9 protein-coding genes are annotated in these 11433 nt (G+C 69.8%); 3 read left to right on the forward strand and 6 right to left on the reverse strand.

Annotated elements, in window-relative coordinates:
- Nucleotides 1–117 precede the first annotated feature (117 nt).
- Together NBG84_RS36110 and NBG84_RS36115 are read right to left on the reverse strand one after the other, a co-directional pair.
- Nucleotides 118–1257, reverse strand: a complete 1140-nt coding sequence (locus NBG84_RS36110; protein ID WP_250923933.1) for a CobW family GTP-binding protein — start codon at nt 1255–1257, stop codon at nt 118–120.
- 10 nt (nt 1258–1267) lie between these two features.
- Nucleotides 1268–2440 carry a citrate synthase gene (locus tag NBG84_RS36115; RefSeq protein WP_250923934.1) on the reverse strand — a complete coding sequence of 391 codons (1173 nt, stop codon included), beginning with the start codon at nt 2438–2440 and terminating at the stop codon, nt 1268–1270.
- A gap of 107 nt (nt 2441–2547) precedes the next feature.
- Between NBG84_RS36115 and NBG84_RS36120 the strand changes: the two genes are divergently transcribed.
- From NBG84_RS36120 to NBG84_RS36130, 3 genes are all read left to right on the forward strand, one after another.
- Complete coding sequence (locus NBG84_RS36120) at nt 2548–3783, forward strand: citrate synthase (protein WP_250923935.1); 1236 nt, start codon at nt 2548–2550, stop codon at nt 3781–3783.
- Nucleotides 3784–4058: 275 nt separating this feature from the next.
- Nucleotides 4059–5726, forward strand: coding sequence for an ATP-binding protein (locus NBG84_RS36125; RefSeq protein ID WP_250923936.1), 1668 nt, complete (start codon nt 4059–4061; stop codon nt 5724–5726).
- On the forward strand, nt 5723–6463 hold the full coding sequence (locus tag NBG84_RS36130; protein ID WP_250923937.1) for a response regulator: 741 nt from the start codon (nt 5723–5725) through the stop codon (nt 6461–6463). Before NBG84_RS36125 ends, NBG84_RS36130 begins: the two co-directional genes overlap by 4 nt.
- A gap of 305 nt (nt 6464–6768) precedes the next feature.
- Here the strand turns inward: NBG84_RS36130 and NBG84_RS36135 are convergent, their stop codons facing one another.
- The 4 genes from NBG84_RS36135 to NBG84_RS36150 all read right to left on the reverse strand — a co-directional run bounded on the left by NBG84_RS36135 (nt 6769) and on the right by NBG84_RS36150 (nt 11106).
- Complete coding sequence (locus NBG84_RS36135; RefSeq protein ID WP_250923938.1) at nt 6769–8361, reverse strand: solute symporter family protein; 1593 nt, start codon at nt 8359–8361, stop codon at nt 6769–6771.
- Nucleotides 8358–9020 (reverse strand): DUF485 domain-containing protein, encoded by a 663-nt coding sequence (locus NBG84_RS36140; protein ID WP_250923939.1) that lies wholly within the window; start codon nt 9018–9020, stop codon nt 8358–8360. The genes NBG84_RS36135 and NBG84_RS36140 overlap by 4 nt, the downstream gene beginning before the upstream one ends.
- Nucleotides 9021–9118: 98 nt before the next feature.
- Nucleotides 9119–9790 (reverse strand): response regulator transcription factor, encoded by a 672-nt coding sequence (locus tag NBG84_RS36145; protein ID WP_250923941.1) that lies wholly within the window; start codon nt 9788–9790, stop codon nt 9119–9121.
- A gap of 155 nt (nt 9791–9945) precedes the next feature.
- Nucleotides 9946–11106 carry a sensor histidine kinase gene (locus NBG84_RS36150; protein WP_250923940.1) on the reverse strand — a complete coding sequence of 387 codons (1161 nt, stop codon included), beginning with the start codon at nt 11104–11106 and terminating at the stop codon, nt 9946–9948.
- Between the last annotated feature and the right edge of the window lie 327 nt (nt 11107–11433).

Consider the following 11433-nt stretch of genomic DNA (forward strand, 5'->3'; position numbering starts at 1 on the left):
AACCTCGCGCCCCACCCGCCCCCGTCGGTTCTCCTTCCCCCGTCCGCCGACCCAGCCATCAGCCCGGTCGGCTACGGCCCCCACGGCTCGGGGATCTCGCCTCGGGCTGTGTGCGGCTCACGGCTCCCACTGCTGGGGGACCTCCGCCGGGTCCGATGAGTCGTCGGCGCCCTGCGCCGGGTCCTGCACATAGCGCAGAACACCCCAGAGGCTTCGCTCCTCGACGGTCTCCGCTGCCTCCATCCGGGCCGCGGCCAACTGCTCCAGGAGCGCCGGCCCATCGATCTCCGAACCGATCAGCACCAACTCGGTGAGCCGCTGAGCGTCTTTGGGCCAGGGCTCGGGGTAGAACCGTAGAAAGCGGCCGACGGCGTGTACGGCATAGCGATTGCGGGGATCGGTCGTGCCGAAGTCAACGAAGCCCTTGATCCGGTAGAGACCTTCGGGCCGGGAGTCGAGGAAGTCCAGCAGTCGGCGCGGGTGCAGGGGCTCCCGCGCGGTGAAGGCGGCGCTCTCATAGGCCGCGTGGAGATGGAGACCGTGCGCGCGGTCGGCGCCGTCCGCGCATCCGGGGTGGTCGGCGCCGAGGGGATCCGCGGGATGGTCGTCGAGGAGGTCGTCGAAGGCGAGTTGGCCGACCCGTTCGGTGCTGGGCCTGCGGTCGAAGAACAGCTCGGGATCGACCCGTCCGTAGCTGGATTCCACCACGGCTGCCGCGCCCTGAAGGGTCTTCCGCAGCCGTGTCAGGACGGCCGCGTCCACCCGGTCGGTCTTGTTGAGCACCACCAGATCGGCCAGGGCGAGATGGCGGTCGATCTCTGGGTGCCGCTCGCGGGTGGCCTCGAACTCGGCCGCGTCGACGACCTCCACCAGGCCTCCGTACACCATCCGGGTGTTCTCGCTGGCCAGCAGCATACGGACCAGTTCGGACGGTTCGGCGAGGCCGCTCGCCTCAATGACGATCACATCGAGCCGAGCGGAGGGGCGGGTGAGCCTGTCGAGAAAGAGATCGAGCTCGCTGGCGTCCACGGCGCAGCACAGACAGCCGTTGCCGAGGGAGACCGTGGAGTCGCCGAGTTGACCGGCCACCGTCATGGCGTCGATCTCGATCGAGCCGAAGTCATTGACGATGGCACCGATGCGGGTGCCGCGGCTGGCTCGGAGCAGATGGTTGAGCAAGGTGGTCTTGCCCGATCCGAGAAAGCCCGCGAGGACGATGACGGGGATCTGTTTGCTCGGATCGGGGAGCTGACTCACCTGGGGCCTTTCAGGGGGCGGGCACGGGCTGGGGCGGGGGCGGGCCGGTGTAGCGGGCCGCCGGACGGATGATCTTGGAGTCTTCCGCCTGCTCCAGGATATTGGCGCTCCAGCCGACCACCCTGGCCGCACAGAAGGTCGGGGTGAACATCTCCCTCGGCAATCCGCAGAGCTCCATGACGACGCCCGTGTAGAACTCCACATTGGCGTGCAACTCCCGCCCCGGCTTCAACTCGGCGAGGATCGCCTCCACCTCGGCCTCCACCTGGACGGCGAATTCCACCAGCGGTCCCCCGAACTCCCGCGCGATACCGCGCAGCATCCGGGAGCGCGGGTCCTCGGTGCGATAGACGGGATGGCCGAAACCCATGATCCGCTCACCCGCGATGACTCGTTCGCGGACCCAGGGTCCGATGCGGTCCGGGGTACCGATGGCGTCCAGGGTGTCCAGGGCCCGGCTCGGTGCGCCTCCGTGGAGGGGCCCGGAGAGCGCGCCGATCGCTCCGGTCAGAGCGGCCACCACATCCGCGCCGGTGGAGGCGATGACCCGCCCGGTGAAGGTGGAGGCGTTGAATCCGTGGTCGACGGTGGAGATGAGGTACCGCTCGATGGCGCGCACCCGCCGGGGCTCGGGCTCGGTGCCGGTGAGCATGTAGAGGTAGTTGGCGGCGTACGGCAGATCCGCGCGCGGTTCGATCGGTTCGAGGCCCTGGCCGAGGCGGTGGAGTGCCGTCAGGAGGGTGGGTACGACGGCGCAGGCGGTCAGTGCGTCGGTGCGGCGGGCCGCTGGGTCGAGGTCGTACACCGGGCGCATTCCGGCCGAGGCTCCGAGGAGCGAGAGCGCGGTACGCAGTCCGGCCAGGGGACCGGAGGGGGCACAGGCGCGGGCGATCGCGGGCAGGGAGGCTCGTATCCCGGCGGGCACGGCGCGCAGGGACGCGGTCCGGCTCAGGAAGTCGGCCCGCTCGGCGGCATGGGGCAGCCTGCCGTGGAGCATCAGATGCCAGACGTCTTCGAATCCCCGGCTCTGGGCCAGCTCAATGGCGTTGAACTGGCGGTAGTGGTAGAAGCCCTCCCGGCCGCGTACGTCTCCGATGGCGGTGTCGGTGACGATGACGCCCGCCAGTCCGCGCGGCACATCGGCGGATTCCCGGGGTGAGGTCGCTTCGGCGGTGCTGTGCATGGAGTCCTCCTTAGACTTGATTCGACTGTCCATGCTTGATTCCATCATTGTCAATATTGATTAAATCAATATGACTGTGGATTCGGTAAGGTGTCCTGGTGACGGACATGACGGACCCCCCAGCCAGCGGCCCCCGGCTCACCACGCGGGAAACGGCCGCACGGCTCGGGGTGAAACCCGCGACGGTGTACGCCTATGTCAGCCGCGGACAGCTCTCCAGCCGGCGCGACCCGGACGGGCGGGGAAGCACCTTCGACGCCCGCGAGGTCGAGGCACTGGTCCGGCGGGGCCGCCGGGAGCCGGCGGCGGGCGGGGACACCACCTGGCGGATTCGTACCGGCATCACCCTGATCGACCAGGACCGGTACTACTTCCGCGGGGTCGACGCCGTCGAACTGGCCCAGCACTACCACTACGAGCAGATCGCGGAGTGGCTCTGGACCGGCGACCTGCGGGCCGACGTCCACTTCACCGCACCGCCCGAAGCGCTCGCCTCGGCCCGTCGCGCCATCGAAGCCCTACCGGAGAACAGCAGCTCGGCCGACCGGCTGCGGGCTGTGACCATCGCCGCGTCAGTCACCGATCCGCTGCGCTTCGATCTCGGGCGGAACGCGGTGCTCGGCGTCGCCAGGATGCTGATCCCGACCCTGGTCGACGCACTGCCCGCGGTGGGCGAGCCGGCCCGCGTCGGCGGTGGCATCGCCGCGCGACTCTGGGCCAGGCTGACCGCCAGCAGACCGGACGAGGCGTCCCTGCGGGCCCTGGACCTCGCGTTGGCCCTGCTCATCGACCACGATCTGGCCGCCTCGACCCTGGCGGTGCGAGTGGCGGCATCAGCGCGCGCCCATCCCTATGCCGCGGTCTCCGCCGGACTCGGGACACTGGACGGCCCGCTGCACGGAGCGGCCAGCGGTCTGGCCCATCGGATGCTCACCGAGGTGCTGGAGCGGGGCAGCGCGGCGGCGGTGGTCGCTGATCATCTTCGCGCCGGCCGCCAGGTGCCCGGGCTCGGGCATCGGCTCTACACCGGCCAGGACCCTCGCGCCGAGGCGCTCTTCGCCGCGCTGGCGCGCATTCCGGCCGCGGGCCCGGCCCTGGCCGCGGCCCGTGCGGTGGAGTCGGCGACGGCACGGCAGACGGGGATGAGCGGCAATGTGGATCTGGCGCTGGCGACGATGTCGGTGGCGGCACGGATGCGGGCCGAGGCGGGCGAGACCGTGTTCGCGGTGGCCCGTACCGCGGGCTGGATCGCCCACGCCCTGGAGGAGTACGGCGAACCCGGGCTCCGGCTGCGTCCGAGCGGTCAGTACGACGGGCCGCGCCCGCCGAGGCCGCTGCCCTGAACGTGCGCCCCCGCGCCCTCCGCTGAGGTGCGATAACCAGCCGCATCTGAGAAAGGCCAGCTCAGAGCGGCCGGGACCGCTGCACACTCGGAACAGCACCCCTACCGGCACGGGGTCTGGCGCCCCCTGGAGCCGCCGGCTGACCCCGCCCGGAAGCAAGCAAACCGGACGACACGCGTCCGCACATGTCGAACCCGTGTTCATCACCTTGCGGAGCGTTGAGTGTGACGGAAGAGATTTCAGAATGGGCCGATCGCCCCTTACCGTTCCTATCCATGAGCCCCGAACCGACCGCCCCGGCCAGACGTCGGCGGTTCGGCTGGCCCCAGCGGGTCTTCTCCCAAGTCCTGCTGATGCAGCTGGCCATCGCCGCCGGTGTCACAGTGCTGGCCACCGGCTTCTTCCTCGCCCCGCTCAGCGCTCAGCTGGATGACCAGGCGATGCGCAGGGCGCTGGCCATCGCGCAGACCGCCGCGTCCCCGGAGGTCGCCGACAAGCTCATGAAGAGCCGCCCCACACCTCAGGGGCCGGTCCAGGCGGAAGCCGAGCGCATCCGGCAGGCCACGGACGCCGAGTACATCGTGATCATGGATACCGGTGGGGTCCGCTGGTCGCACACCTCGCTGGAGGAGATCGGTCGAGTCGTCTCCACCGACCCCAGCGCGCCCCTGGCCGGCGACGAGATCATGGAGATCGACAGCGGCACCCTCGGCCGCTCGGCCCGAGGAAAGGTTCCGCTCCACGACAACACCGGCCGCATCGTGGGAGCGGTGTCGGTCGGCATCGAGTACGACAGCGTCCGCGACCGGCTGTTCTCCGCCATTCCGGGACTGCTTCTCTACGCGGGCGGCGCCCTGGCAGCGGGCTCACTGGCCGCCTACCTCATCTCCCGCAGACTCCAACGGCAGACCCACGACCTGGCCTTCTCAGATATCTCAGCGCTGCTCGCCGAGCGGGAGGCAATGCTGCACGGCATACGTGAAGGGGTTGTCGCCCTTGACGCGCACGGCCGGATAAGGCTGATGAACGACGAGGCGCAGCGGCTGCTCGGCATCGGACCGGATGCCAAGGGGCTCCCCCTCGACCAGGTGCTCGGCGAGGGCCGGACCACCGATGTCCTGGCGGGCCGGGTCACCGGAGTGGATCTGGTGACCGTCCGCGGCCAGCGCGTTCTGATAGCCAACCGGATGCCGACCGACGACGGTGGCGCGGTGGCCACCCTGCGCGACCGTACCGAGCTGGAGCAGCTCGGCCGGGAGCTGGACTCCACCCGCGGTCTGATCGACGCGCTACGCGCCCAGGACCATGAGCACGCCAACCGGATGCACACGGTGCTCGGTCTGCTGGAACTGGAGATGCACGACGAGGCCGTCGAGTTCATCACGGAGGTGGTCGGGGTCCATCGGGCCACCGCCGAGCAGGTCACCGAGAAGGTGCACGATCCACTGCTCGCCTCACTCCTGGTGGGCAAGGCCACCGTGGCCGCCGAGCGCGGAGTCTCACTGCGGGTGTCCCCGGACACCCTGCTCCCCGATCGGCTGGTGGACCCCCGCGGGCTGGTCACCGTCGTCGGCAATCTCGTGGACAACGCGATGGATGCGGCGGCCGGGTGTGAGGACGCCCAGATCGAGGTGGAGCTGCATGCGGAGGGCCGTACGGTGGTCCTTCGGGTGACCGACACCGGCCCCGGAGTGCCCCCCGCGCAGCGTGAGTTGATCTTCACCGAGGGTTGGACCACCAAGAAGCTCCCGGCCCACGGCAAGCGTGGCCTCGGGCTGGCGTTGGTGCGCAGGGCGGCGGAGCGGCAGGGCGGCAGCGCACGGGTGGAGGAGGCACCGGGTGGAGGCGCCGAGTTCACCGTCGTACTCCCCGAGGCGCTCAGCGAGCTGACCGGACCGGAACAGCTCGAACCGGAACCGGCCGCAGTCGGGGAGGCCCGATGAAGGACGGATACACCGCGGGAAGCGGACGCGGCTGTGCGGGCCCCCACGGCGGTGGGCTCATCGATGTTCTGGTCGTGGACGACGATGTCCGGGTAGCGGAGATCAATGCGGCCTACGCGGCCAAGGTGCCCGGTTTCCAGGTCTCCGCGAAGGCCCACTCCGCCGCGGACGCGCTGGCGAGGATGAACGATTCACCGGTGGATCTGATCCTGATGGACCACTATCTGCCGGACGGCAATGGGCTGGCCGTGGTCCGGGAGCTGCGCCGGCTGGGCCATCAGACCGATGTGATCATGGTGACGGCGGCGCGCGATGTGGCCACCGTGCAGGCGGCCATGCGCCATGGCGCACTCCAGTACCTGGTGAAGCCCTTCAACTTCGCCGGGCTACGCACCAAATTGGAGGCGTACGCGGGACTGCGCCGCACCCTGAGCAGGGGCGGTGAAGCAGAACAGGCCGAGGTGGACCGCATCTTCGGTGCACTGTCCGCCAGCTCCCTCACCCCCGATCTACCCAAGGGGCACTCACCGGCGACGGCGGCCACCGTCCGCCAGGTGCTTCTGATGGCGGAGCACCCGCTGTCCGCACAGGAGATCGCCGAGCGCACTGGTCTGAGTCGACAGACCGCACAGCGCTATCTCAAACTGCTGGAGCGCACCAACAGGGTCAGCCTGAGCCTCCGCTACGGGGAGACGGGCCGCCCGGAACACCTCTACCGCTGGTCATCGGGCAACTGAGCCCACTGGCCCGGGGATGGGGACCAGGTCGGGCGGACGGCCCTCCCAGAAGCACTGCCCAGCGCGGTGGGCGCACGCCTCTCCGGTGGTGAACGCGCCGTTCCTCCGCCCCTGGGAGCGCACCACAGTCGTTTTCCGGGGTGGTCGGGACTCGCAGGGCTGCGCTGGCCTCGGCCGAGGGCAGAGGGCGGGTGGTCGCGGGTAGCACCTTGACCGTGGCCCCACGCCGGGTGATCTCCACCCGCGGGTGAGCTCACCGCTTGCCGACCCCATAGCCACGGGGACGGCAAGCGCCTCGCCTCGCCTCACACCGCACCGGCTCCCGTCAGCGCTCGTACCTCGGTCTCCGCGTGCTTGGCGGCGTCCGGCCGCTCCGAGGAGAGCAGTGTGCCGATCCACCCGGCGAGGAATCCCAGGGGGATGGAGACCAGACCAGGGTTCTGCAGGGGGAAGAGTTGGAAGTCGGACCCGGGGAAGAGGGATTCCGCACCGCCCGACACCACCGGAGAGAACACCACCAGCAATACGGCTGGAACCAGCCCCCCGTACACCGACCACACCGCGCCTCGGGTGGTGAAGTTCCGCCAGAACAGCGAGTAGAACAGCACCGGAAGGTTGGCGGACGCGGCAACCGCGAAGGCCAGCCCGACCAGGAAGGCCACGTTCAGGTCGCGCGCCAGCAGCCCGAGCCCGATGGCGACCACTCCCATACCGGCCGCGGCGATCCGGGCGACGGCGACCTCGCTGCGCTGTCGGGACCGGGGGCGCCTCAGCGCGCTGTACAGGTCATGGGCGACCGAAGCCGAAGAGGCCAGGGTGATTCCCGCGACGACGGCCAGGATCGTGGCGAAGGCCACTGCGGCCACCACCGCGAACAGAATCGTTCCTCCGGTGGTGCCCGCTCCACCGCCGAGGTCGAGTGCGAGCAGGGGTACGGCCGTGTTCCCAGCAGCGCCGGATGTACGGACCTCAGCGGTGCCGACCACCGCGGCGGCCCCGAAGCCCAGCACGATCGTCATCAGATAGAAGCCGCCGATGAGTCCGATGGCCCAGACGACCGAGCGTCGTGCCGCCCGTGCGGTGGGCACGGTGTAGAAGCGGGACAGGATGTGCGGCAGGCCCGCCGTGCCCAGCACCAGCGCCAGACCCAGGCTGATGAAGTCCAGCCGGGCGGTCCAGTTCCCGCCGTACTTCAGCCCGGGCGCGAGGAACTCACGGCCATGGCCGCTGCGCTCCGCGGCCGTGCTGAGCAGTGCGTTGACGTCGCCGTGGAACCGTACGAGCACGAGCACGGTCAGGGTGAGCGCCCCCGCCATCAGCAGGACGGCCTTCACGATCTGAATCCAGGTGGTGGCCCGCATCCCACCGAACGACACATAGACCACCATCAGGGCGCCCACCCCGACCACGGCCCACGAGCGCGCGGATTGACTCGTGCCGCCGAGCAGGAGGGCGACCAGGCTGCCCGCCCCGACCATCTGCGCCACCAGGTAGAACACGGAGACGATGACCGAGGACGTACCCGCCGCGATCCGCACCGGGCGTTCTCGCATACGCGAGGCGATGACGTCGGCGAGGGTGAAACGACCGCAGTTGCGGACGAGTTCCGCGACGAAGAACAGCACCACGAGCCACGCCACCAGAAACCCAACGGAGTAGAGCATTCCGTCGTAGCCGAAGAGGGCGATCAGTCCGGAGATGCCGAGGAAGGAGGCGGCGGACATATAGTCCCCGGCGATGGCGAAACCATTCTCCATGGGGGAGAACAGACGACCGCCCGCGTAGAACTCCTCCGGTGAGCCCTGTCTGCCGCGACTGACCCTGCTGGTGATGACCAGGGTCGCCGCGACGAACGCGCTGAACAGCAGCAGTGCCAGGGTCTGGTGATCGCCGCTCATCGCCCGCTCCCCCGACCGGCCGATCCGGGCTCGCCGGGCTCGCCGTGCTCCCCGGGAGCGATTCGACGCGCTCTGTCCCAGTCAAAGACCAACCACCGCAACTCCAGCGCCTCGGGGTCCCGGTGCAGCCGGGCGTGTCGGGCATAGGCCCAGGTGAGGAGGAAGGTGGTGAGGAACTGCGCCAGTCCGGCGAGCATCGCCACATTCACCGCGCCGACGACCGGCCGGGCCATCAGGGTGGGCGCGGCGATGGCGGCGATCACATAGCCGAAGTACCAGAGCAGAAAGGCGAGTCCGACCGGTACGACGAATCCTCGGTAGCGGCGGCGTACCCGCTGGAATGCGTCGCTGCGCTGGACCTCCAGATAGATGTCGGCGGTACTGAGACGATCACCGTGCTGAGGATGGGCATGGCCGGATGTAGGGGTCAGCGCTTCGCAGCCGCCGGGGGCCCGAGGGTCGAGTCCCGGCCACTCTTCCTCGCCCGGGGGAGCATCGAGGGCCCGATGCGCTCCCCAGCCGGGCACCGGGACTTCGGCCGGGATGGCTCCCCACCCCAGGCCCGAATCCAGGGGTTCGCTCCAACCGGAGCCGAGTGCGTCGCACCACGGGTCATCGAGCCGCACCGCCGCCGCGTGCCGCCCTGCCTGCTTCTCCACCGCTCAACTCTCCTTGTCAGCGAACCGTTTCGGCCGCGTGCCCAAGGATGGACAGAGTGGGAAGATCTCGGACTCTTCTCCCCCGATGCTTCACACCATCAGGTGACACTGTTCCCAGGCGGCTGCGCCAGGCCCTGCCGGTAGGCATAGCGAACCGCCTGGGCCCGGTCGTGGATGCCCGCCTTGGTGAAGAGGTTGTTGATGTGGGTCTTCACGGTCGCATGCGAGATGTGCAGCCGGTGGGCGATCTCGATGTTGGTGAGGCCATCGGCGATCAGAGCGAGCACTTCACCCTCGCGGCTGGTCAGCCCGTCCGGCAGCCTGGGTGTGGCCAGTTCTGGTCCGCTGGTCAGCCGCTCCAGCAGCCGGCTCTGCACAGCGGGCGAGAGCCAAGCCTGCCCGGCCATCACATCCCGGACAGCCTTGGCGATCTCTTCGCCGTCCGCGTCCTTGGTGAGGTATCCGCGCGCTCCGGCCTGCAACGCGGGAAACAGCGAGGCGTCGTCCGCGTAGGTGGTGAGCACCACCACCTGGGTGCCAGGATGATGCGCGCGGATACGACGGGTGGCCTCCACCCCGTCGCAGCGGGGCATCCGCAGATCCATCAGCACCACATCGGGGGCGAGCCGGGCCACGAGGGCGATCGCTTCCGTACCGTCCCTGGCCGCGCCCACGACCTCGATTCCGGGCAGCAGCCCGAGCAGCATCACGATGCCCTCGCGCACCACCGTCTGATCGTCGGCGACCACCACGCGGGCGGGCGCCGGCATGGCCGGATCAGCGCTCTCCCCAAGCCCTCGGTCCGTGACCGCGGTCGTCTTCGCCTCGACCTCTTCGCCCGCGGCAACCACGTCGCACGACCGCACTCCCGAACCTGCTTGAGGCAGCACGGAGGGGTTCGGGGGCTTCCCGGTGGTCCACTCGCTCATACCGGCACTCGCAGCCGCACCACGAAGCCCTCTCCCTCCGGTCCCGCATCCAGGGTGCCACCGAGCAGTTCCGCCCGCTCCCGCATCCCCAGCAGACCGTACCCGGAGCCAGAAGAACCGAGTTCGCCGCTGTCCTTGCGCGCTCCGGAATCGCGCACCTCCAGGGTCACTCCGGCCCGGTCGTAGGAGAGCAGCATCCGTACCCTCGCCCCCGGCGCGTGTTTGCGGGCGTTGGTCAGCGCCTCCTGGGCCACCCGCCGGATGGTCTGGGAGATCTCCGCGGTCAACTGCCACCCCTCCCCCGCGACCTCGGTCTCCGTGCCGTCGGCCTGGGCCAACTCCCGCAGGTAGTCCTCGATGGGGGCGATCTCGCCGCGTAGCGCGGAGAGCGCCTGCCGGGTCTCCGCGAGCCCGTCCCTGGCCATACCCCGGGCGGCCACCACCCGTTCCAGGATCTGCTCCCGGAAGGGGCCGTCGGGGCCGCGTTCGATCTGTAGCCGCGCCGCTTCCAGATGGACGAGTTGGGCGGAGAGGCTGTGCGCGAGGACATCATGGATCTCACGGGCGATACGGGCGCGTTCCGCGAGGGCCGCGGAGAACGCCTCGGCCTCCCGAGCAGCCCGTTCCTGGGCGAGCAGGCGAAATCCGGCGCCACGGGCCTGGGCGTCGAGACGTAGGGAGAAACCGGCCAGGAGGACCCCGCCGAACGTGATCCAGGCGCCGGGCCCAGCACTGAAGCTGAGCACCACGAAGGAGGCCCCCAGCACTGCGAGGCCCAGGCCCCAGCCGAGCGGAAGTCGCTCCATCGCGTTCAGCGATGCGGTGATCCACAGCACGGTGGCCGGAACGGGGCCGTCCACCAGCGAGGCACTCCACCCGAGCGCGGTAACCGTGGCCAGCAAGGCGAGGGAAGGTACCAGCCGGTTCTCCAGGGTCGTTCGCTGGTAGCCGACGACCGCGGCGGCGGCCACCAGAAGCCCGAGCGGCGGAATCACACCCAGGGCTCCGGCGAAGTCACCGGATGCGTAGGCGCTGGAGAGCGCCCAGGTCGACAGGGCGGCCATCAGCAGCAGATCGAGAACGATACGACCGCGCGGGACTCCGAGGTGGGTCAGCGACTCCCGCACGGGCCAGGCAGTCCATTCGTTGCGCGCCACGCCGTCGTCCTCCCGGTGCCTCATCCGTACGCCTCGGCAGACCGCGTTTCGTGGGCGGTCCGGGCGAGGCTCCCCCGTGGCGATCGATGCTACGGAGCGCGCAGGCACCGGAGAACCACCCCGGGGTGGAGCTGATGGCTCCACCCCCGGGTGGTTCGGCATCCTCCAGGCCCCCCTGAACGGGCCTGAAGGTGCCTTGGAGGCCCGCACAGCGGTACTCCCACCGGGCTGGGTGGGGGCACCGCTGTGCGATTCCTCAGGCGTCGATCCGTGAGCGGTCGAGGGTGGCGGCGGAGCTGGTGATGAACTCCTTGCGGGGCGCGACTT

The sequence above is a fragment of the Streptomyces albipurpureus genome (genome assembly GCF_023701525.1).
GTDB lineage: Bacteria > Actinomycetota > Actinomycetes > Streptomycetales > Streptomycetaceae > Streptomyces > Streptomyces albipurpureus.

What these genes read in the sequence shown, in the direction of transcription:
- NBG84_RS36135 (WP_250923938.1), bottom strand. Translation starts at nt 8,361, where the DNA reads ATGAGCGGCGATCACCAGACCCTGGCACTGCTGCTGTTCAGCGCGTTC.
- NBG84_RS36130 (WP_250923937.1), top strand. Translation starts at nt 5,723, where the DNA reads ATGAAGGACGGATACACCGCGGGAAGCGGACGCGGCTGTGCGGGCCCC.
- NBG84_RS36120 (WP_250923935.1), top strand. Translation starts at nt 2,548, where the DNA reads ATGACGGACCCCCCAGCCAGCGGCCCCCGGCTCACCACGCGGGAAACG.
- NBG84_RS36115 (WP_250923934.1), bottom strand. Translation starts at nt 2,440, where the DNA reads ATGCACAGCACCGCCGAAGCGACCTCACCCCGGGAATCCGCCGATGTG.
- NBG84_RS36145 (WP_250923941.1), bottom strand. Translation starts at nt 9,790, where the DNA reads ATGCCGGCGCCCGCCCGCGTGGTGGTCGCCGACGATCAGACGGTGGTG.
- NBG84_RS36125 (WP_250923936.1), top strand. Translation starts at nt 4,059, where the DNA reads ATGAGCCCCGAACCGACCGCCCCGGCCAGACGTCGGCGGTTCGGCTGG.